Raw genomic sequence first — 21,629 nt, forward strand, 5'->3', positions numbered from 1 at the left:
GCTGGCCGGCAACCGGAAAACACCACAGAGCCCGCCATGAGCCGCAAGCACGCCTTCCAGTTCCTCGACCTGCCCCGCACCATGCCGCAGCGCATTCCGGTGGAACTGCGCACCTCCGGCGACTGGGGCGAGCTGTACGGAAAATTCGGCAAGGAAGATGCCCAGTACCAGGCCGGGCGCTGCCTGGACTGCGGCAACCCCTACTGCAGCTGGAAGTGCCCGGTGCACAACGCCATTCCGCAGTGGCTGCAGCTGGTGCAGGAAAACCGCATCCATGAAGCGGCCACCCTGTGCCACAGCACCAACCCGTTGCCGGAAGTGTGCGGCCGGGTGTGCCCGCAGGACCGGCTGTGCGAAGGCAGCTGCACGCTGGAGGAGTTCGGTGCGGTGACCATCGGCGCAGTGGAGAAGTACATCGTCGATACCGCGCTGGCCACCGGCTGGCGGCCGGACATGGCCGCCGTGCAGGCCACCGGCCACACGGTAGCGGTGATCGGCGCCGGCCCGGCCGGTCTGGCCTGCGCCGACCGCCTCGCGCATGCCGGCATCGCCGCCGTGGTCTACGACCGCTACGAGCAGGTCGGTGGGCTGCTGCAGTTCGGCATTCCCAGCTTCAAGCTGGACAAGGACGTGATCCGTCGCCGCCGTGAGGTGCTCGAAGGCATGGGCGTGCAGTTCCGCCTGGGGGTAGAGATCGGCCGTGACATCAGCCTGCAGCAGTTGCTGGATACGCACGACGCGGTGTTCCTCGGCACCGGCGCCTACCGCTACACCGATGGCGGCCTCGACGGCCAGGACCTGAAGGGCGTGCTGCCGGCGTTGCCCTTCCTGGTGCAGAACAGCCGCATCGTCGGTGGCGATGATCCGCAAGGCCGGCCGATCGCCGGCTGGGAAGACACCATCGCCCTGCCCGATCTCAACGGCAAGCGCGTGGTGGTGCTCGGCGGCGGCGATACCGGCATGGACTGCGTGCGCAGCGCAGTGCGCCTGGGTGCGGCCAAGGTGACCTGCGCCTACCGCCGGGACGAAGCGAACATGCCGGGCAGCGCGCGCGAAGTGGCCAATGCGCGCGAGGAAGGCGTGCGCTTCCTGTTCAACCGGCAGCCGCTGTCGATCGAAGCCGGTGCCGATGACGAAGTGATCGGCGTGACCGTAGTTGAAACGCGGCTGGGCGAGCCCGATGCCAATGGCCGCCAGAACGCGGTACCGATCGAGGGCAGCGAATCGCTGCTGGAAGCGGACGTGGTGATCATCGCGTTCGGTTTCTCGCCGAGCGTGCCGGCGTGGCTGGCCGAACATGGCGTGGAGGGGCAGTCCAACGGCCGCATCCTCGCCGGCGGCAAGGACCGCCTGCCGTTCCAGACAGCACATCCGCGCCTGTTCGCCGGAGGTGATGCGGTGCGCGGTGCCGACCTGGTGGTGACTGCGGTAGCTGAAGGGCGCGACGCCGCCGCCAGCATCGTCCGGCTACTGGCGCACTGAGTCCGGCGCCAGCAGCGCCGCAAGCAATGCACGCAGTTCACGCGGCTCCAACGGCTTGGCCAGGAAGTGATCGATGCCAGCGTCGCGGCAAGCCTCGCGGGTGCGTTCCAGAACGCTGGCGGTGAGCGCGATGATCGGTACCCGCGCGCGGTGCTGGCAGCTGTCAGCACGGATCGCCCGTGCCAGCGCGAAGCCATCCATGCCCGGCATGTGGCAGTCGGTGATCACCAGTTCGAATGGCTGCGACTGCCAGGCCCGCAGGGCCTGCGCTCCATCGGCGCAGGCATGCACCTGCAGCCCCAGGTCGTGCAGGCGCTGCTCCAGCAGCTGCAGGTTGGTGGGATGGTCCTCGGCCACAAGTACCCGCGCCGGCGGCAACGGCGGTTCCTCGGCGATCGCAGGTGATGGCGCGCCAGCAGGCAGCTCGCAGGCACTCAGGTCCAGCTCCAGCCACACCGTGGTGCCCTCGCCGGTCGTGCTGTGCAGCTGCAGGTCTCCCCCCATCGACACGGCCAGCTCACGGCAGATTGCCAGGCCCAGTCCACTGCCGCCGAAGCGGCGCGTGGTCGAAGCCTCGGCCTGGGTGTAGGCAGCAAACACCGCCTGCTGCCGTTCCGCACTGATGCCCACGCCACTGTCGCTTACCTGCAGGCGCAACCGCTGCCCCTGTGCGTGCTGCTGCAGCACCTGCACCCGTAGTTCCACCCCGCCATGCAGGGTGAACTTGAGCGCATTTCCGACCAGGTTGAACAGGATCTGGCGCAGGCGCAGGCTGTCGGCCAGCGACCCGGCCTGCAGCGCAGGATCGAGATGGATTCGCAGGTACAGGCCTCGGCTGGCAGCCACCGGCAGCAGCAGCTGCTGCACTGCCCGCAGCAATGCGGCCAGATCGGTCGGCTGCCGTTGCAGTGGCGCGGGTTGCAGGCGCTGGCTGTGCAGCACGTCGTCGAGGATCTGCCGCAGCATCTGCGCGGCGTCGCCGATGGTGGCCAGCACCTGTTGCTGCCGCGGGTCCAGATCACTGGCGGCCAATCGTTCGAGCATGCCCAGCAGCGTGCTCATCGGCGTGCGGATCTCGTGACTCATGGTCGCCAGGAAATGGGTCTTGGCCAGCGCGGCCTGTTCGGCCTCGCGCCGTGCATCTGCAAGCGCCTGGGTACGTGTGTGCACCTCGCTGACATCCATCCAGTAGCCGCTCCACTCAACGTTGCTGTCATCGCACGCCAGCGTGCGGCCCTGCGAATGCACCCAGCGCCAGCCCTGTGGCGAGCGCGTACGGAAGGTGACGTCGATCGGTCCACGGGCCAATGCAGCCGCTTCGACACAGCCCATCACCACAGTCCGGTCATCGGGATGGACCGCAGCCAGCAGCCGCGGGTGGTCGATCCGCGCGGTCTCCACGCTCACCCCGAACAGCGCCTGCACATCGCCGGCAATCTGCGGAAAGCTGTAGTCCCCGGTAGCGGTGCGGCGCGCCTGGTAGACCACAGCCGGCAGGTTCGCGGTCACTTCCTGCAGGCGTTGCGCGGCGATGCGACGCCTTGCGCTTTCGCGATGTACGCGCCAGTAGCCGAAGGCGTAGACCAGCGCGAGCGCCAGCAGGATCAGCGAGGCCGGCACCAACCAACGCAAGGGGGACGACGACGGCGGGTTGCGTGGCCGGGCCGGCAGCCATGCTGTGCGGATCGCGTCGCGCTGCGTGTCGGTCAGCTGCGACATTGCATGCTCGAAATCGGGGATGACGCCGGCGCAGGCCGGTACGGTGGCCAGCACCAGCGCGTCGTTGAACCCGGCTGGCGCGGCAATCACCAGCCGATCACCCTGGTAGCGGCGCAGCGCGGCCTCGACCTCGCCGAGATTGGCGATCACCGCGTCGATCAGACCGGTGCCCAGCAGCGACAGCGCATCATCCAACGGCGCCGGCGGCAGCAGCTGTGCACCCGGAGCCTGCTCGGCCAGCAGCGTGGCCAACGGCAGCCGGTCGGGACTGGCCACCGCGTGCTCGCGCAGGTCGTCCAGCCCCAGTACCGGCCGCGCATCGGCGCGGCGCACGATCACCTGCGGCAGCTGCAGGTACGGTGCGCTGGCCACCCAGCCGGCAGGCAGCTGCGAGTGCGGCCAGCCCAGCAACGCCTGGGTGGCGGGCGGCAACAAGCCTTCGACGACCGCCGTGGCCGGCAGCAGTTGCGCCTGCAGCGGCCGTTGTTCGCCCAGCAGGTTCAGGTAGGTCGCGCTGACCCCGTCCGCCTGGCCCTCGACCACGGACGACAACGGCGCCCGATCGGAGGGCAAGGCAATGCGCAGCGGTGTCTCGCAGCCAGCCGCAGACGCAGTTGCGGGCAGCATCAGGCAGACCATGACAGCAACAGCTGCAGGGAGGCCGGCGGCATTCACGGTGGACTTCCTCATTTCGCAGGCGGAAACAACGGCCGCGCAGCGGTACCGCTGCGTGACACGCTATCGACCTGCGGACGGGCGGCAATGAAGAAAGTTGCAAAAGCATCCGGAAGCGCTAATGGCGACATACACTGCCGCCTTCACCCGTACCTGCGGAGCTCTTGATGCGTATCGGCCTGGCTGCCAACCGTCTCCACCACCACGACGTGCGCGCCGCCCTGTTTCGTTGGCTGCGTGCCAGTGAGGCTGGCCTGCGCGAACTCGGTGTATCGCTGCACGCGGTCGGACGTACCCATGATGCGATCGAACGGCACGGCTTCCTGGCCGGATACGGCGGCCTGCACCGTTATCCCTATGGCCGCGAAGGCGGGTTGATGAAGCTGGTCGCCGAGGTGGTCGGCATGGGGCCGGATCGGACACTGGATGGTGCGATCTATCTGATTGATCCGGTCGATCCGTCCTCGGTGTTTCCGGAAGCCACGGCATTGAAACGGCAGTGCGTGATCCACGGCAAGCCGTTCATTTCGACGGTGGCGACGGCGCGCGACTGGGTCGAGGTCGAACGCATCCACGCCGGGCTGGCGGCCGATGCCGGCGCCGACGATCTGCATGCGTTCGAAGACCAGACACTGGCGCTGATCGCGCACGATGCGATGAAGCCGGCGATGCTGGCCTTCGCCGATGAGCACTTCGATGTGCTGGCCCGGTTCGGCGAACGCGTGGCAACCGGCACCACCGGCCAGCGCTTGAACGAGCTGGCCTGGAGCCGCGGTTGGCCCAGCGATACGCCGTGGGTGACGCGCTACCAGAGTGGCCCGATGGGCGGGGATGCGCAGATTGCTGACCGGGTGCTGGAAGGCCGCTGCCAACGCGCGATCTTCTTCGAGGATCCGCATGTGGCGCGCCAGCATGAGGCGGATATCCAGCTGCTGGAGCGTGCGGTGACGACGGTGACCGACCAGGCGGTGTGCATTACGGCGCCACGGGTGGCGGCGCGTTGGGCGACGGCGGCGGCGCTGCGGGCGAGGTGAGGGTTTCGGCCAACGGCTGAGCCCCTCTTGGTGGGAGACATCTGAAGGCAAAGCCGTGCTTGGCCGGGCGGGGTGAATTGCGCAGGGGTCGCTGCAAGTCCCCCTCCGGGGCCCGGCCCAGCCGCTGGCGGCTGTGCGTTCAGGCGCTTGCGAAGCAGTGCTTCGCAAGCAAAGCGCCTTCACCCCTGTAAGCTCGATGGTGCCATCCATGGCGCCAACGCCCCTGCATGGCTCACCCGCCCGGCCTCAGACAGTTTCCGTGCGTGCTCAGCCACGGAAGAAGGAAGGAAGAGCAGGAGCGGGTCGCGCGCTGCGCGCGCTCCTGGCCCATGCTCGCTTGCATTCAACGGCAGCCGAGCGTGGGCTCGGCTCTACAGTTACAGAAGCTGGCGAAGCATGGCTTTCAAGCGGCGCCCTTCCAGCTGGAAGTAGTCGCGCTGTTCGCGCCAGGCGGGGAAGCGTTGTTCCACTTCGTGCCAGAACGCGGGCGAGTGGTTGGCCTGGATCAGGTGGCAGAGTTCGTGCACCAGCACATATTCGAACGCTTCCGGTCGACCGAGCACCAGGGCCAGGTCCAGCGCCATGCTGCCATCGGGTGCCAGCGAGCCCCATTGCGAAGACATCACCTTCAGGCGCAGACGGCTGGGTGCACGCGGCAGGCCCGGCAGGTACTTCGGCAGCCAGCGGCCGACGTCGGCGCGGGTCTGCGCTTCGTAGAACTCGCGCAGCAGGCGGCGCAGTGTGGCATCACCGGCACGGGTCGGCCATTGCACGCAGGCACCGTGGTCGTCGATCTCCAGGCGCGCGTAACGGCCTTCCTGCCAGCGCAGTGGCAGCAGTTCACCGCGCAGTGGCAGCACGCCGGCTTCGCCCGGCTGCAGGGGTGCTGGCAGTTCCTGGCCCTGGTACTGGCGTAGCTGCAGTGCCAACCAGTCACGGTGCTGTTCCAGGAAGCGTTCGCCCATCACCAGGCTTGCACGCGGCGGCAGGGTCAAGCGTGCGCCGCGCTCGTCCACGCTCAGCTTGATGCGGCGCGCACGCGGATCACGCACGCGCAGCACCTCGATCTCGGCATCCTCCAGGCGCAGGCGAACGGTGTCGCGCTGGACGGTGGCGGGCGGGGTCGGGCTGATCAGGCGGCGCAGCAGACGGCTCATGTACCCAGCATAGCGCCGCTTCGGGCCGCCGGATGACCGGCGGCCGTCGGGCTGCCTGTTCAGTCAGCCTTGCTGAGCTTGAAGGCTTCTTCCAGCAACAGGAACAGGCGGCGGATCTCGGCACTCTGCAGGGCGAAGCGGGCATCAAACTCGGCGCGTCGGCCGTCTTCGTCGGCATGCTCCAGCTGGTCCAGCGCGCCGTCGAGGAACTTCAGCTTGCGTACGATCAGGTCGTCGCCGATGACGAAGGACAGGTTGTCTTCGAAGATCAGCGCCAGCTTGGTCACCTGCTTGCCGGCGTCAAGATGCTTGTCGATCTCGTCGCAGCGCAGTTCCTGGTGCTGGCACTTGACCACTGCACCACCTTCCACCGGGTCCTTCATCTCGCACTCTTCGCCCAGGCTCAGCCCGGTCGGCAGCGGCTCGCCGGCGATCCAGCCGGTCAGGATCGAGCGCGGCGCGACTTCGGCGTTCAGCGGCATCGCCGGGAAGCTGCCGAGCAGGCCACGGATGTCGGACATGAAGTACTCGCCGGTCTTCCGGCTGGAGGTATCCACCGCGACGTAGCCGTGCTGCAGGTCGATGAAGGCGTCGTTGCGCGAGGACTTCACGAAGGCGCGCGGCAGCAGTTCATGCAGCAGGTCGTCCTTCATGCGCTTGCGCTCGCGGCCACCGGGGCGGCGGCCTTCCTTCTCCTCGATCTCCTCCAGCTTGCGCTCGAGCAGGTCGTTGACCACCGCTGCCGGCAGGATCTTGTCTTCGCCGCCCACGGTCAGCCACAGGTGCTCGGCGATGCGGTGGGAGAGCAGTTCCTTCTCCTCGCGGCCGAACGGCGAGATGAAGCCGCGCGAATTCATTTCCAGTGCGCCGACCGGCTTCAACAGGGCATGCGGCAGCAGCGTGTCGACTTCGGAAAAATCGGTGGTGGTCGGGAAGCGGAAGAACGTCAGGTTGCGAAAGAACATGGAATTCCGGTGTCTGAAGGAGAAGGGCGCCTGACCTTAAACGGCAGGCGTCTCGGGGACTGCGTCGGCCAGCCAGGCATCGGCATGCGCCGCACGCCCGCTGTGGCCCAGGGCCCTGAAATCGAACAGGGTGGCATCGGCCAGTTGCGCTGGCCGCACATCGGCCATGGCGCGTGCGATCTGTTCGATGCGGCCCGGATGGTCCTGGTCCCACTGCTTGAGCATCAGGCCGACCTGCCGACGCTGCAGGTTTTCCTGGCTGCCACACAGGGTGCAGGGAATGATCGGGAAACGGCGGGCCTGCGCATACTCGGCGATGTCGCGCTCGCGCACGTACGCCAACGGGCGGATCACCACGTGCTGGCCATCGTCGCTGAGCAGCTTCGGTGGCATGGCCGCCAGCTTGGCATGGTGGAACAGGTTCATGAACAACGTAGCCACCATGTCGTCGCAATGATGGCCCAGCGCGATCCGGGTGAAGCCATGTGCCTTGGCGTGGTTGTACAGCGCACCGCGGCGCAGGCGCGAGCACAGCGAACACATCGTCCGGCCTTCCGGGATGACCCGGCTGACGACCGAGTAGGTGTCCTGCTCGATGATCTGGTACGGCACGCCCAGCGCGGCCAGGTACTCCGGCAGGACATGCTCGGGGAAGCCGGGCTGTTTCTGGTCCAGGTTCACCGCGACCAGTTCGAACGGCACCGGCGCCTTTTTCTGCAGCTGCAGCAGCATGTCCAGCAGGGTGTAGCTGTCCTTGCCGCCGGACAGGCAGACCATGACCTTGTCGCCCGCTTCGATCATGCCGAAGTCGGCGATGGCCTGGCCGACCTGGCCGCGCAGGCGCTTGCCCAGCTTGTCCGCCCCGGGCCCGGCCACGCGCGGATCGCGCGAAGCGCGCTGCGGGGGATCGGGAAGGGAAATCACGGCGGTCATCGGCCCATTCTAACGGCTTGCGGCAGCCTGGACCCCGTGTCGGGATTCCCCTCTCCCGGCAGTCATCATCGCTGTGTATGCTCGGAGGCTGTGGACACCTACAGCCCCGCCGAGATCGTCGAACACCTCGCCGCCCTGCGCGCCGAGCACCGCTTGCTGGATGAACAGATCACCCGCATGGCCGCCAACGGCGAGGACGAGCTGGAATCCAAGCGGCTGAAGCGGCGGAAGCTGCAGCTGAAGGACTGCATCGCCAAGCTGGAAAGCCTGCAGATTCCCGACGAACCGGCCTAAAGACGGCCCTGGTGGGTGCCAATCCTGGTTGGTACCTTTGCTTGCGGTAGCTGCCAACCTTGGTTGGCCTCCTGCTCTGGTAGGTGCCAACCTTGGTTGGCACGGCTGGAAGGTGTGTGGACCAAGGTCCACACCCACCGCATGTCCCAGCGCCAGCCTCAATCCTGCGGCGCAGGCTCGTCCGGGCGTGCCGCTTCCGGGCTGACCCGTTCGATGGTGTGGCGCAATTCGCGGCCGAGGATGAACTTGGCATCCTTGGCCCAGGCGTCCAGGCGTTCGTCGAACAGCAGCTTGCTGTTCTCGTCCGGCCACACCAGGCGCAGCTCGCGCAGCTTCTGGATGAAACCACGGAACAGGGACTTGTCGAAGAACTCCGGTGCCGCCGGTGCATAGAGCAGGCTCAGCCGCTGCGCGGCCTGCTGGCACAGGCTTTCCAGCTCGGCCGCGCCGAGCACGCCCGGGCCGTTCTTCACCAGCACCGAGATGGCGATGTAATAGCGCTCGAAGGCCTGCTGCAGCGAGTGGCCGATGGCCCGCAGGCGGAACACTTCATCGGTCTGCCCGGTGTTGCGGGCAAGGATGCCGCCGTCGTCCTCGTTGACGTTCTGCAGCAACCCTTCGCGCACGAACACGTCGATGGTCTGGTCGATGCGCTGGGCGAACTCGTCCTCGGTCCACGGCAGGAACAGTTCGGCCTGCAGGAACGGGTACACCGTGCGGCCCAGCTGGACCAGGCCGGTGCGGCTCATGCGGCGGTTGTTCTGGAAGCAGCAGGCCACCCACGACGAGGCGGTGAACAGGTGCACCACGTTGTTGCGGAAGTAGCTCAGCAGCACCGCGGTGTCGCCGCTGACGCTGAGCACGTCGCCCAGCGGGTGCTTGATGCGGGTGAGGACGTTGATTTCCTCGGCGTGGGCGATGATCCGCTCGGGCGAGTGCGGGGTCACCGTCACCCGGTCCGAATACGGCATCTCGACCAGCAGGGTCTTGCACAGCTCGATCTGCGCGATCAGGTCGGCCTCGCCCATCGCGTGCTTCGGCGTGGACAGCAGGGCCAGCGCCAGCAGGTTGATCGGATTGACGTCGGCGGCACCGTTGATGCGTACCTGGATGCGCTCGGCCAGCGTATCGACGGTGGTCGACAGCCAGGACGGCTTCTCATCCTCGGACACCGCTTCGCCGCCCCACTCCGGGGCCTTCTCGGCCAGCACGTCGTTCAGCGCGATCGGCTCGCCGAAGTTCACCACCACCTGGCCGTAGTTCTGCTTGAGCACCTTGGGGATGCCCCACAGCAGCGACCAGATCGATTCCTTTTCCTTCGGCCGCCCGGACAGTTCATCCAGGTAGCTGCCGCCTTCCATCAACTTCTCATAGCCGATGTAGATGGGCTGGAACAGCACCGGCTTGCGCGGCTGGCGCAGGAACGCGCGCAGCGTCATCGAGATCATGCCGCCCTTGGGCTGCAGCAGGCGGCCGGTACGCGAACGGCCGCCCTCGACGAAATACTCCAGCGAGTAGCCGCCGGCCACCAGCTGTGCGACGTACTCGCTGAGCACCGCCGAGTACAGCGCGTTGCCGCGGATCGAGCGACGGATGAAGAACGCGCCGCCCTTGCGCAGCAGGGTGCCGACCACCGGCAGGTTCAGGTTGATGCCGGCCACGATGTGCGGCGGCACGATGCCACGGTCGTACAACAGGTAGGACAGCAGCAGGTAGTCCATGTGGCTGCGGTGGCTGGGCACGTAGACCACTTCGTGGCCCGGCGCGGCGGCCTTGAACTTGTCCAGGTGGTGCACCAGCACGCCCGCATAGATGCGGTTCCACACATGGCTGAGCATGAAGCTGGCCGAGCGCACTACCGGGCTGGAATAGTCCGCGGCGATTTCCCAGGCATAGGCATGCGCCTTCTTCCAGGCATCGGCCGGCTTCGAATTGTCGCGCTTGGCCTGCGCGGCGATCGCTTCGCGCACCGGTTCGGCGGCCAGCACCTGGTCCACCAGCAGGCGCCGGGTAGACAGGTCGGGGCCGATCACCGATTCACGGATGCGTCGGAAATGGGTACGCAGCACGCGCTGCAGCTTGCGCACCGTACGCTCCGGCTCCAGGCCTTCGTCCACGGTGCTGCGCAGCGAGATCGGCGGGGCGAAGCGGACGATGGTGCTGCGGCCGTTGAGCAGCACCGCCAGCAGGCGGCGGAAGCGACCCACCAGCGCCCAGTTTTCCGAGAACAGCACGGCGAACCAGCCGCTCTGCTTGTCCGGCGCGCGGCCGACGAAGATCGACACCGGCACCAGGTGCACGTCCAGGTCATCGCGCACGCGATGTGCCTGCAGGACCTTGGCCAGCGAATCGGAGTGGGTCTTGGCGCCGCGCTGCTCGGGGATCAGCGAGTTGCTGGAACTGCGCCGCGACAGCGCCAGGTAGGCGCGCTTGCGCCCGGTCGGGTCACCGGCCAGCGGCACCAGTGGCGACGGCAGTCCGGCCTGGCGGCAGGCCTTGTCCAGGATCAGCGCATTGGACAGGCCGTAGTCTTCCAGCACGTACATCACCGGGCGGCCATCGTTGTACTGGCCCGGATCTTCCGGCTCGATCTTCAGCGACAGCCACGGCTCGACCAGGCGGCCGAGCAGGCGCGCCCACAGCGGCCGACGGCCGGCCGGACGCGCATGCGCCGGCTGCGGTACCGGATTCGGGCCGGTACCGGTCGATGGGGACGCCGGCGCCGTATCGGCGGGCGTCGACTGGGATTCTTCGCCGGGGAACGGCAGCGGGTTCTGTTTCGACATCGGCGCCATTATGGCTTAGGCGGCGGCGTTGCCGCTTCCCCACCCTCGATGGGGGCGTCGGCAGGCGTTGGAGCCGCCGCTGCCCGGGCAGCATCGGCCTGGCGCAGCAGGGCATCGGTATCGGCCAGGGTGCGGGTCAGGTACCAGTGGCCCTCGCGCCGGCTCAGCGGCAGCTGCAGGGTCATCTCGCGGCCGGCCAGGTCGTAGCGCAGGCGCACCAGCGCGTTGTCGCCCTCCACCGACAGCAGTTCGCCACGCACACTGCGCAGCGCTTCGTCCACACCCAGCCCGTAACTGCCAAGCACGGCCTTGAGCGTGTGGATGAACGGTGCCAGCTGCTGCAGGCTTCCTTCCATGCCCGCAGCCTGCAGGCCGGCCTCATCGTCGAAACCGACCTTGCCCGCCGCACCGACCAGCGCGGCGATGGTGTTGCGCGCACGGGCGCGGTCGCTGATGGGTGCTCCCTGCGCCCACTCGGCGAGGGTTTGCACCAGAGCGACGTAATGGGCCTGCTGGCCAGGCGTGTAGCCCTTCTGGTGGCGCAGGTACTGCACGCCGAAATTGCCCATCGACTGCGCCGCTTGGCGTACCGCGCTGGCCTGGCCTGCCAGCTGGCGGTCGAAGCTGCGCTGCAGTTCGGTACTGGCGTTGGGCTTGCGCAGTGCGGCCAGCATCGGCAGCAGCTGGTCGCCCAACGGCAGCTCGGTCAGCGGCCATTGGCTGTGGCCGTCGGCCCAGGCCTGCTGCAGGCGCTGGTACTGGCTGGGTGGAACCGACAGCTTCGCGTAGCCGATCAGATCGTCCTCGGCCAGGCGCAGGGCCATCGCCTGTACCGCCGCCACGGGTTCGGCCGCGGGCTTGGCCGGATCGTCGGCCGATTCGCGGCACGCGGCCACGGCCAGCAGCAGCATGGCTGCCAGCCCCCATCCACGCGCAGACCTTCCTCGCACCGCCACGCTCATGCAATCGGACTCCCCGGACCGGTCCGCATCTTGCGGCCTGCGACGTGACAGCGGCAAGCCGCCCGGTCACGGTTCCGTCAGCAGAGGGGTCAGATCCCGCTGCCAGCGGCAGGAGGCTCTGACCCCGCGCGAAAAAAAAGAGCCCGGATCACGAGGATCACAGGCTCTTCAAGCCGGCGCGAGGCCGGTGGACAGTGTTGTGGCACATGTCCGGTCCGAGGACCGGATGGCGGCGATCCTACGCTGCCCCGCAAGTTAAGGCAACACATGATGTAATGCCATTCAACTTGTTGATTTATTTAAAAATCTAGAGCCATAGGCGAGACCGGAGGACTTCTCCGGCGCGATTCCTGCCGATTCGGGCACAACACCTGCGTGGAGCAAGATCGGCGACAGCCTCAGCGCGCTGCCAGTGCCGACGCGATTTCCTGCTGGATCGCCCGCGCTGCGGCCTGCGGATCGGCGGCCAGACGGATCGGGCGGCCGACCACGATGGCGTCGGCGCCATCGGCGAAGGCCTGGGCCACGCCGACCGTGCGCTTCTGGTCATCGCCGACCGGGCCACCGGGGCGGATGCCCGGGCAGACGATCGAGAACCCGGCGCCGGTGGCGGCGCGGATCGGGCCAGCCTCCTGACCCGAGGCGATTACGCCATCAATACCGGCGGTCTGGGCGGCCAGCGCGCGTTCGACAACGACGTCCACCGGCTCGCGGTCGATACCCATCTGCGCCAGGTCCGGGCGCCCCATCGAGGTCAGCACGGTCACCGCCAGCAGGCGCATGTCGCTGCTGTTGGCGGCCGCGCAGGCTTCCATCATCGCCGGGTGCCAGCCATGGATGGTGGCGTAGCTGACCGGCCACTGCGACAGGCGCTTGATCACCGCAGCGGCAGTGGCCGGGATGTCGAAGAACTTCAGGTCGACGAACACGCGCTTGTTACGGCGAGCCAGCTCGTCCAGCACCTGGAAGTACTCGCCGGAGGCCAGCAGTTCCATGCCGATCTTGTAGAACGCCACGCTGTCGCCGAGGCGCTCGACCCAGTCCAGCGCCTGCACGCGGTCAGGCACGTCCAGCGCGAAGATCAGGCGCTCTTCATCGCGCAGCGGCAGCGGCGCGCGGCTCACGGTGCATAGTCCAGGGCAGCGCGCTTTGCGTCGTGGCGGGCCTGGCGCGACTGGCTGTAGTCATTGTTGAACTGCGCCGGTTCGAAGCCGCCGTAGGTCGGGTTCGGCAGCATCCACCAGCGCTCGCCGAACCAGTCGTGGTACTGCTGCAGCAGCGCGTCGCGGCCGTCGTTGGTGTTGGCGGTCACTTCGACGAAGTCACCCAGCTGGTCGCCGAACTGCATCAGCACGCGGTACTTCTGCCCGGCCAGGCGGCGGCGGCAGTTCTTCTCGCTGCCGGCCTGCTCGCAGCCTTCAACCACGGTGCCCAGGCCGAGGAACACGCTGTCGTCGGCCACCGGCAGGCCCTGCTCGCGCAGGTTGGCCAGGGTCGCGTCCTTCAGGTGCACGGCGCGGTTGGAGATGTACAGCAGGGTCACGCCCTTGGCATTGGCGGCCTTGGCGAAATCGACCACGCCCGGGATCGCCTTGGCCTTCTTTTCGGCCACCCACTGGTCCCAGGTCATTTCATCGTATTCCTTGCCGTCGCGGACCAGGCGCGCCTGGTAGGGCGAGTTGTCCAGCACGGTCTCGTCCACGTCCAGCACCACCGCCGGCTTCAGGCCCTTGGCCTCGTTGCCGCGTTCTTCCGGCACCAGCGCGTCCCAATGGGCTTCCTTCAGCGCCACATCGAGGTGATCGGCGGCAGCACGGTAGGTCTGCTCGGTGATCGCCTTGTACTCCTGCGCGCGCTGCATCCACAGCACCGCGTTGAGGTTGTCGTTGGCGGTCAGATCGGGCGTGCCTTCAGCCTTGGCAGCGGCGGCCGGAGCCTCCGGCGCAGCGGCGTCGGCGGCAGGCGCGTCCACGCGCTTGCAGGCGGACAAGCCCAGCGCCGCGGTGGCGAGCAGGGTCAGGGACAGGGAAACGGGACGACGCATGAAGATCACCGGCAATCAGATATACCGGCCCATTTTACCGGCAAAGGCGGCCCCGGGACGGCTATGCTTGATGGTTGACCCGTTGTCCCTGCGAAGGCCGCCATGACCGATTCCACCCCGACCCCCGACGTTCCCCTGCTCGACGCCGTGCAGGCCCGCCTGCTGGGCTGCCTGGTGGAGAAGGAAGCGACCACCCCGGACACCTATCCGCTGACGGTCAACGCCGCGCAGTCGGCCGCCAACCAGAAGACCGCCCGCGAGCCGGTGATGAACGTCGATGCCGGTAGCGTGCAGCATGCGCTGCGCCAGCTGGAGACCCTGGGCCTGGCCCGCCAGCACTTCTCCTCGCGCGCCGATCGCTACGAACACCGCCTGCAGGCCGCGCTGGACCTGACCCGGCAGCAGACCGTGCTGCTGGCGCAGCTGCTGCTGCGCGGGCCGCAGACCCTGGGCGAGCTGGTCACGCGCAGCGAACGCCTGCACCGCTTCGCCGACGCCGACGAAGCCCGCCACGCCATCGAGCGCCTGCAGCAGCGCGCCCTGCTGGTGGTGCTGCCGCGCGCCAGCGGCCAGCGTGAGGACCGCTACATGCACCTGCTGTGCGGTGAGGTGGATGGCGCTGCATTGGCGGCGAAGTACGCCAGCAGCGGCGGTGGCAGCGAAGCAGCCGATCCCGGCCTGGCCGAGCGCGTGGCCCAGCTGGAAGCGGCGGTGGCCGAACTGCAGGCGCAGCTGGCCGAACTGCGCGGCTGAAACAGTCCATCGGGGTCGGATCCCGCGAGGCGGGCTCCGACCCCGTGCGCATCAGGTAGTGCCGGCCGCTGGCCGGCATCCATGATCCACCGGGTTGCCGGCCAGCGGCCGGCACTACCCGACCAGCGCCGCACCCGGCGTGGCATACAACCGACTGGGCGAGTCGACACCCGGCAACTGGACCACACCGCGCTCCTGCATGCCCAGCCCCAGCAGGATCTTCCCGGAAACCACGTTGTCCAGGTCGGTGATGCCGTACAGATCCTGCAGGTCCAACTCAGCGCGCGCATGCGTGAACACCGCCCGCGCCGCCTCACCGGCATAGCCCTGCCCGGCGAATTCGGACAGCACCGCATAACCAATATCCGGCCCCGGCAGGCCATCACGCCGCACCAGCCCGGCATTGCCCAGCCACGCGCCATCGGCCAAACGCTCGATCGCATACATGCCGAACCCATTCAACGCGTAGCTGTGCAGCACCCGCAGTGCGATGTACTCACGCGCCTGCTCCTCGCTGCGCACGTTGCGGTCACCGATGAAGCGCACGAAGCCCGGATCGTTGAGCAGCGCCAGCATCGGCGCCGCATCGCGGTCGGGTTCAATGGCCCGCAGGCGCAGGCGTTCGCTTTCAATGGGATGCACGCGCAGACCTCCAGCAGAAACCCCGATTCTGCCTCAACGCGCGGCTGTTGCTTTTGATTTTCTTTGCATTGCCGTGGCAGGACGCGCCCGGAATCTGTCAGAGGCCGGGCGGGGTGGGTTCGCGGGGGTATCCGCGCCATGGATGGCGCGGCTAAGCCCCCAGGGACGGGTTCACGGCGTCCCCCGCGAACCCACCCCGACCAGCCACACCGCGTAGCCAACGCGCGCTCCACCACGGAGGGGCGGCGCCGTTGGAGCGCCTTAGTCGAACAGCGCCTCGATCGCCGCCAACCCGGCACTCGCCCGCTCCTTCTTGCGCGCCGCATCCGCCACCGGGTCAGCGCCATCACGCTGGATCTCCTCGGCCGGAATTTCCTCGAAGAACCGGCTCGGCTTAAGCCGCACGTGCTCGCCGAACTTGCGGGTCAACTTGCTGTAGCTCATCCACAACTGGATCTTGGCGCGGGTGATGCCCACGTACAGCAAGCGACGTTCTTCCTGCAGGTTGCCCTCGTCCAGGCTCACCTGGTGCGGCAGCACGCCGTCCTCGCAGCCGACGATGAACACATAGGGGAATTCCAGGCCCTTGGAGGCGTGCATGGTCATCATCCGCACCTGGTTGCCGCCCTCGTCCTTGTCGCTGCGCGACAACAGCGCCAACTGGCCGGCCAGATCGGCAGCGGTGGCACCACGCGGGCCACCCTCGAACCACTGCGCCAGTTCTTCGATGTTGTTGGCGCGACGCTGGTAGCTGGCTTCTTCCTTGGCCTGCTGCCGCAGCTCGCTGAGCAGGCCCGACTCCTTGGCGACCTTGCGGATCATGTCGCCGGAGCTGATCTGGCGGGTCTGCGCACGCAGGTCACGCAGGATGTCGGTGAAGCGCGCCAGGCTGTTGGCCGCGCGCGGCGGCAGCTGCTGCAGGGCACCGATCGCTTCTGCGGCCTGGGCCATCGGCATGTCCTTTTCCTGCGCCAATTCGGCCAGCTTGGCCAGCGTGCCAGCGCCCACATCGCGCTTGGGCGACTGCACCGCACGCATGAACGCAGTGTCGTCGTCCGGGTTCACCAGCAACCGCAGCCAGGCCAGCGTGTCCTTCACTTCCTGGCGTTCCAGGAACATGGTGCCACCGGTCAGGTGGTACGGAATGCGCAGCAGCTGCATGGCCTTTTCCAGCGGACGCGACTGGAAGTTGCCGCGGAACAGGATGCAGAAATCGCTCCACGGCACCTTGCGCGACTGCGCCACGAAGGCGATCTCGGCGGCGACCTTTTCCGCTTCGTGTTCGCTGTTGCGGCATTCCCATACGCGGATGCGCTCGCCATCAGCCTGGTCGCTCCACAGCTTCTTCAGGTGCTCATGCGGGTTGTTGGCGATCAGCGCGTTGGCCGCGCGCAGCACGCGGTTGGAACAGCGGTAGTTCTGTTCCAGCTTGATGATTTCCAGCGCAGGGTAATCGCGCCCCATCTGCTGCAGGTTTTCCGGGTTGGCACCGCGCCAGGCGTAGATCGACTGGTCGTCATCACCCACGCAGGTGAAATTGCCCTTGTCGCCGGCCAGCTGCTTGAGCAGTCGGTACTGCGCATCGTTGGTGTCCTGGCATTCGTCCACCAGCAGGTAACCGATACGCTCGCGCCAGGCCACGGCGATGTCCGGGTTCTCTTCCAGCACCTGTACCGGCAGACGGATCAGGTCGTCGAAGTCGACCGCATTGAACGCAGTCAGGCGCAGCTGGTAGCGCTCGTAGACGCTGGCCGCTTCCTTCTCGCGGTTGCTGCGAGCGGCCGCCATCGCCTGTTCGGGCGACAGGCCGGCATTCTTCGCGCGCGACACCAGGTTCTTCATGTCCTCGATGTCATCGGGCTTGGCCCCGTACATCAGGTCCTTGATCTGCGCGGCGGCATCGTCGGCATCGAAGATCGAGAAGCCGCGCTTGAGGCCCACCGCCGCGTGCTCGATCTGCAGGAACTTCAACCCCAGTGCGTGGAAGGTGCAGATGGTCACCTCGTCGGCGTCCTGCTCGCGCAGTCGCTTGGCCACGCGCTCGCGCATTTCCTTGGCCGACTTGTTGGTGAAGGTGATCGCCGCGATGCGCCGGGCGGGATAACGGCCGCAGCCGATCAGGTGGGCGATCTTTTCCACGATCACGCGCGTCTTGCCGCTGCCCGCGCCGGCGAGCACCAGCAACGGACCTTCGATGTGCAGGACGGCGGCGGCTTGGGGGGGATTGAGACCGTGCATTGGATGGGGATTGTAGCGGGGCGGCGACGGGCCGACCTGACTTGCACCGCAGCGCGCCGTAAGGTATTGAATCGGCTTCGGAACACAGGAGCGTGGTCCATGTCATCGATTGTCATCATCCGACCGTTCGCGGCCGCCCTGCTGGGCCTGCTGGCGGTACCCTCCCTCGGGTCGGCGCAGGCGCCGCGCGCCGATGCCTATGAAGCGATCGTGCTGCAGTCGCACGAATTCCTGACCTACCACCCGGACCTGCGCTTCCGCGGGCTCGGCATGGATGCCCGTGAACGCGGCCGCGACGAAGAAGCCCGCACCCAGTTCCGCAATGCCGCGCGCTATGGCGACAAGCTCTCCCAGGCGGCGCTGGCGGACATGCTGTGGAACGGCCAGGGGGGTCCCGCCGACCGCGCGCTGGGCTATGCCTGGATGGACCTGGCCGCCGAGCGCGGCACCGAATGGCTGGTGGTGCAGCGCGAGCGCTACTGGCAGGCGTTGACGCCCGAGGAACGCGAGCGCGCCGTGCGCGAGGGTCGCACGCTGTACACCGAGTTCGGCGACCCGGCAGCCAGCCCGAGGCTGGAGCGCGAACTGCGGGCCGGCAGCATGCAACAAACCGGCAGCCGCGCCGGCTGGAGCGGTGCCATGCGCAGCCAGGGCCGCGGCGATGCCGGGGCACGCGTGCTGCAGCCGGAGAAGCATCAACTGGCGCGCTACTGGGATCCAGTGGCCTACCGACAGTGGCAGGACGAGGAGCTGGCCCGGTCCGGACGATGACCCTCATCCCACGTGCAATCGGCGCCGTCGCGCTGATGCTGCTGGCGCCCTTCTGCGCCACCGCCAGCCCCTGCGCTCCCGACCCTACGGCGTCGATCCCGTCGGCCCTGCTGACCGAAGGCTTCCTGCAGGCCCACCCTGACCTCTACTGGCGCGACCTGGGCCAGCTGTCCTGGCGGCGCGGCAAGCCGGCACAGGCCTTGATGCGCTTCCAGCGCGCGAGCCTGTACGCCGACAAGTTCTCGCAATCGATGGTCGCGCGCATGTACCAGGAAGGTGTCGGCACCGAGACCGACCTGGTACTGGCCTACATCTGGATGGACCTGGCCTCCGAACGCGGCTACCGCGACCTGCTGGTCGAGCGCGAGCGCTACTGGCAACGGTTGGATCCTGCACAGCGCCGGCGGGTGCTTGCCGAAGGCCCGGCGTTGTACGCGCAGTACGGCGATACCGTGGCCAAGCCACGCATGGAGACCGTTCTGCGGGTCGCGCGCAACAGCATGACCGGCAGCCGTACCGGCTTCGTCAACCCCGGTCTGCGCATGGAGCTGGGCGAAGGCCCGGAAGCCAACCGGATGATTACCGGCGATGATTACTACCGTGACGCCTTCTGGGAACCGGACAGCTACTGGTGCCTGCAGGACCAGATCTGGCAGAACGCTCCGCCGACACCCAGCGTCGAGATCGGCACCCTGCGGCAGGTGCGCGACGAGGAGCCGGGTGGCGACTAGAATTGGCCGATGGCCAAGCTCTATTTCTACTATTCGGCGATGAACGCCGGCAAGACCACCACCCTGCTGCAGAGCGCACACAACTACCGCGAGCGCGGCATGCGGGTGGCGATCCTGACCCCGCGCCTGGACGATCGTGCCGGCGCCGGCGTGGTCGCCTCGCGCATCGGCCTGCGTGCGGACGGCATGGCCTTCGACCGTGACACCGACCTGCAGCGCTGGGTCGAGCAGGACCTGGCGACGAACGGGCCGATGGGCTGCGTGCTGGTGGACGAAGCGCAGTTCCTCAGCCGCGCCCAGGTCTGGCAGCTCAGCGAGGTCGTCGACCAGCTGCGCATTCCGGTGCTGTGCTACGGCCTGCGCACCGACTTCCGGGGCGAGCTGTTCGAAGGCAGCCAGTACCTGCTGGCCTGGGCCGACGAAATGCAGGAGATCAAGACCATCTGCCACAGCGGCAAGAAGGCGACGATGACGGTGCGCGTGGACGAGCATGGCCACGCCGTGCAGGACGGCCCGCAGGTGGAGATCGGCGGCAACGACCGCTACGTGTCGGTCAGCCGCGCGGAGTTCAAGAAGATCACACGCGGCGAAGGCCGGATCGATCCGGCGCAGGCGCCGCTGCCGCTGTAAAGGGTGTTCGGCAGGGCTGCGCCCTGCACCTGCCGAGGCCGGAGCCAGAGCAACGGCAAAAGCGGGCTATCCGTGGGATGCCCGCTTTTGACGTTGATCTGGCTTGTAAGCAGGGGCAGGGCTGCAAGCCCTGCAACCCACCACCCCTCTTAGTACAGCGTGCGCTCCGGCGCACCCGCCGGCGGCGGGGTGTACTGGTACAGCCAGGTCTCGGTCAGCGTCTTGCCACCACTGCGCAGGAACAGGCGGATGTCGATCTGCTCGGTGCTGCCTTCCGGCGGGACCAGGTCGAACATCGCGCGGTAACCGTTGATCTCGCGCAGCGGGCGCGCCGACACGATCTCGACCCGGCCGCGGCTGGCTTCCACCACTGCCTCGACCTCGCCCTTGTCGATCAGCCGGGCCAGTTCGCCGCCTTCGAAGTCCACCGCAAAGCGCCAGCTGAAGTACTCGCGCTTCTTGCCGACCACGCCACCCAGGCCGGTGCGGCTGGCCACGCAGTGCGCCAGCGGCGGCCGTGCGGGCGGCTCGGCACCCCAGTACAGGCGATACCCGACCAGCAGTTCCTGGCCCGGCTGCGGTTTTTCCTTCGGGTTCCAGAACGCCACGATGTTGTCGAAGGTCTCGTCCACGGTGGGAATCTCCACCAGCTGCACCGAGCCTTCGCCCCATTCGCCCTTCGGCTCCACCCACAGGCAGGGGCGCTTCTCGTAGAACACGCCGTCGTCCTGGTAGTGGTCGAAGTTGCGGTCGCGCTGCAGCAGGCCGAAACCACGCGGGTTGCGGTCCACGAACATGTTGAAGCGCAGGTTGCGCGGGTTCAACAGCGGCCGCCAGATCCACTCACCGGCGCCGGTCCACAGTGACAGGCCGTCGGTGTCGTGGATCTCCGGGCGCCAGTCCCATGCCATGCGGCGATCGTTCTCGCCCACCTGGTACATGCTGGTGCACGGCGCGATGCCCAGCCGCTCGATTGCCTTGCGCGGGTACAGCGCGCTGTCGATATCCATCAGCAGCACGTCGCCATTGGTGATCGCGAAGCGATAGGCGCCGGCCACGCTGGGCGAATCCAGCAGGCCGTAGACCACGATCGTCTCCGAATCAGCCGACGGCTGTTCCAGGTAATAGGCGATGAAGTCCGGAAATTCCTCCGGCTTGCCCATACCGGTGTCGATCGCAAGGCCGCGCGCGGACTGGCCGTACTGGCCTTCCTTGCCGACCGCACGGAAGTAGCTGGCGCCGAGGAAGGCGGCAAAATCGCGGTCGGTGTCCTTGCGGGTGTTCAGCCGGAAACCGGCGAAGCCAAGGTCGGCCGGCAGCTCGCCGTCCTTGATGCCGCTCTTGCCGTAGTTGAACGCTGCGCCGTCATAGGCCAGTTCCTGCGCCTTGCCGTCGACCACGTCGAACATGCGCACCGGCGAATGGAAATACAGGCCCAGATGGAAGAACTTGGCCTGGAACTTGCCCGGCTGGTCGGCCCACAGTGCGTGGTCCTGGCGGTAGCCGATCGACTGGTACTGGTCCCAGTCCAGGCCTTCCAGGCGGCCCGGCAACACCCGCTTGTGGCTCTTGTAGGGCGCCTGTGCCAGCGCGCGCGCCTGGCCCTTCAGGGTGGCGAAGTCGAACGGCTGCGGCTGGCCGAGGCGGCGCAGGCCCATCTGGCCGCTCTTGCTGGCCGCACACGCGGGCAGGGACGGCAGGCCGAATGCAGCCAGGGCGAGGGAGGCATTGCGGATGAAGTCGCGTCGTTGCATGCAGGCGCGTCGGGCACAGAGGGAAGGTCGGCCATCATAGGCAGACAAACGTTAACGGG

18 protein-coding genes are annotated in these 21,629 nt (G+C 67.5%); 7 read left to right on the forward strand and 11 right to left on the reverse strand.

Annotated features, from left to right (window positions below; genetic code table 11):
* Positions 1-36: 36 nt before the first annotated feature.
* On the forward strand, positions 37-1,482 hold the full coding sequence (locus tag DI041_RS06930) for an FAD-dependent oxidoreductase (protein WP_046984763.1): 1,446 nt from the start codon (positions 37-39) through the stop codon (positions 1,480-1,482).
* Here DI041_RS06930 and DI041_RS06935 read toward each other — a convergent pair.
* Positions 1,468-3,876, reverse strand: coding sequence for an ATP-binding protein (locus DI041_RS06935; RefSeq protein ID WP_136638445.1), 2,409 nt, complete (start codon positions 3,874-3,876; stop codon positions 1,468-1,470). The two genes, DI041_RS06930 and DI041_RS06935, sit on opposite strands and share 15 nt — an antisense overlap.
* A gap of 167 nt (positions 3,877-4,043) precedes the next feature.
* On the opposite strand from DI041_RS06935, the gene DI041_RS06940 reads away from it, so the two are divergent.
* The gene (locus tag DI041_RS06940) at positions 4,044-4,910 is read left to right on the forward strand and encodes a methylglyoxal synthase (protein ID WP_136638444.1); all 867 of its coding nucleotides are present in this window, start codon (positions 4,044-4,046) and stop codon (positions 4,908-4,910) included.
* A gap of 377 nt (positions 4,911-5,287) precedes the next feature.
* Here the strand turns inward: DI041_RS06940 and DI041_RS06945 are convergent, their stop codons facing one another.
* From DI041_RS06945 to ttcA, 3 genes are read right to left on the reverse strand one after another with little or no spacing between them, the layout of a single operon-like run.
* Positions 5,288-6,067 (reverse strand): M48 family metallopeptidase, encoded by a 780-nt coding sequence (locus tag DI041_RS06945; RefSeq protein WP_046984705.1) that lies wholly within the window; start codon positions 6,065-6,067, stop codon positions 5,288-5,290.
* A gap of 59 nt (positions 6,068-6,126) precedes the next feature.
* Complete coding sequence (locus tag DI041_RS06950; protein ID WP_005411825.1) at positions 6,127-7,032, reverse strand: recombination-associated protein RdgC; 906 nt, start codon at positions 7,030-7,032, stop codon at positions 6,127-6,129.
* Between the two features lie 36 nt (positions 7,033-7,068).
* Positions 7,069-7,965, reverse strand: a complete 897-nt coding sequence (gene ttcA / locus DI041_RS06955; RefSeq protein ID WP_136638443.1) for a tRNA 2-thiocytidine(32) synthetase TtcA — start codon at positions 7,963-7,965, stop codon at positions 7,069-7,071.
* 90 nt (positions 7,966-8,055) lie between these two features.
* Here ttcA and DI041_RS06960 point away from each other — a divergent pair, with 90 nt between their 5' ends.
* Positions 8,056-8,259 (forward strand): YdcH family protein, encoded by a 204-nt coding sequence (locus DI041_RS06960; protein WP_012509637.1) that lies wholly within the window; start codon positions 8,056-8,058, stop codon positions 8,257-8,259.
* Positions 8,260-8,417: 158 nt separating this feature from the next.
* Here the strand turns inward: DI041_RS06960 and plsB are convergent, their stop codons facing one another.
* The 4 genes from plsB to DI041_RS06980 all read right to left on the reverse strand — a co-directional run bounded on the left by plsB (position 8,418) and on the right by DI041_RS06980 (position 14,051).
* Complete coding sequence (plsB, locus tag DI041_RS06965; RefSeq protein ID WP_136638442.1) at positions 8,418-11,054, reverse strand: glycerol-3-phosphate 1-O-acyltransferase PlsB; 2,637 nt, start codon at positions 11,052-11,054, stop codon at positions 8,418-8,420.
* Positions 11,054-12,007: a hypothetical protein gene (locus DI041_RS06970; RefSeq protein WP_046984702.1), complete on the reverse strand. Its 954-nt coding sequence runs from the start codon at positions 12,005-12,007 to the stop codon at positions 11,054-11,056. The genes plsB and DI041_RS06970 overlap by 1 nt, the downstream gene beginning before the upstream one ends.
* Before the next feature lie 398 nt (positions 12,008-12,405).
* Positions 12,406-13,131, reverse strand: coding sequence for an orotidine-5'-phosphate decarboxylase (gene pyrF / locus DI041_RS06975; RefSeq protein ID WP_046984701.1), 726 nt, complete (start codon positions 13,129-13,131; stop codon positions 12,406-12,408).
* A complete protein-coding gene (locus tag DI041_RS06980) occupies positions 13,128-14,051 on the reverse strand; it encodes a 5'-nucleotidase, lipoprotein e(P4) family (RefSeq protein WP_046984708.1) in 924 nt (307 codons plus the stop codon). Before DI041_RS06980 ends, pyrF begins: the two co-directional genes overlap by 4 nt.
* 102 nt (positions 14,052-14,153) lie before the next feature.
* Here DI041_RS06980 and DI041_RS06985 point away from each other — a divergent pair, with 102 nt between their 5' ends.
* On the forward strand, positions 14,154-14,804 hold the full coding sequence (locus DI041_RS06985) for a YceH family protein (RefSeq protein WP_046984700.1): 651 nt from the start codon (positions 14,154-14,156) through the stop codon (positions 14,802-14,804).
* A 114-nt stretch (positions 14,805-14,918) separates the two neighbouring features.
* On the opposite strand, the gene DI041_RS06990 is transcribed toward DI041_RS06985, so the two are convergent.
* Together DI041_RS06990 and DI041_RS06995 are read right to left on the reverse strand one after the other, a co-directional pair.
* Positions 14,919-15,446 (reverse strand): GNAT family N-acetyltransferase, encoded by a 528-nt coding sequence (locus tag DI041_RS06990; RefSeq protein WP_136638441.1) that lies wholly within the window; start codon positions 15,444-15,446, stop codon positions 14,919-14,921.
* A 261-nt stretch (positions 15,447-15,707) separates the two neighbouring features.
* On the reverse strand, positions 15,708-17,684 hold the full coding sequence (locus DI041_RS06995; RefSeq protein WP_012509630.1) for a UvrD-helicase domain-containing protein: 1,977 nt from the start codon (positions 17,682-17,684) through the stop codon (positions 15,708-15,710).
* A 99-nt stretch (positions 17,685-17,783) separates the two neighbouring features.
* Between DI041_RS06995 and DI041_RS07000 the strand changes: the two genes are divergently transcribed.
* The 3 genes from DI041_RS07000 to DI041_RS07010 are packed head-to-tail and all read left to right on the forward strand — an operon-like array spanning position 17,784 to position 19,816.
* Positions 17,784-18,455, forward strand: a complete 672-nt coding sequence (locus DI041_RS07000; RefSeq protein WP_046984695.1) for an SEL1-like repeat protein — start codon at positions 17,784-17,786, stop codon at positions 18,453-18,455.
* A complete protein-coding gene (locus tag DI041_RS07005; protein WP_088479392.1) occupies positions 18,452-19,186 on the forward strand; it encodes an SEL1-like repeat protein in 735 nt (244 codons plus the stop codon). The genes DI041_RS07000 and DI041_RS07005 overlap by 4 nt, the downstream gene beginning before the upstream one ends.
* Positions 19,187-19,195: 9 nt before the next feature.
* Positions 19,196-19,816, forward strand: a complete 621-nt coding sequence (locus tag DI041_RS07010) for a thymidine kinase (RefSeq protein WP_046984694.1) — start codon at positions 19,196-19,198, stop codon at positions 19,814-19,816.
* 149 nt (positions 19,817-19,965) lie between these two features.
* Here DI041_RS07010 and DI041_RS07015 read toward each other — a convergent pair whose 3' ends face one another.
* Complete coding sequence (locus tag DI041_RS07015; RefSeq protein ID WP_012509627.1) at positions 19,966-21,570, reverse strand: OpgD/OpgG family glucan biosynthesis protein; 1,605 nt, start codon at positions 21,568-21,570, stop codon at positions 19,966-19,968.
* Positions 21,571-21,629 lie beyond the last annotated feature (59 nt).

Source organism: Stenotrophomonas maltophilia (assembly GCF_004920835.1).
GTDB classification, from domain to species: Bacteria; Pseudomonadota; Gammaproteobacteria; order Xanthomonadales; family Xanthomonadaceae; genus Stenotrophomonas; species Stenotrophomonas maltophilia_AQ.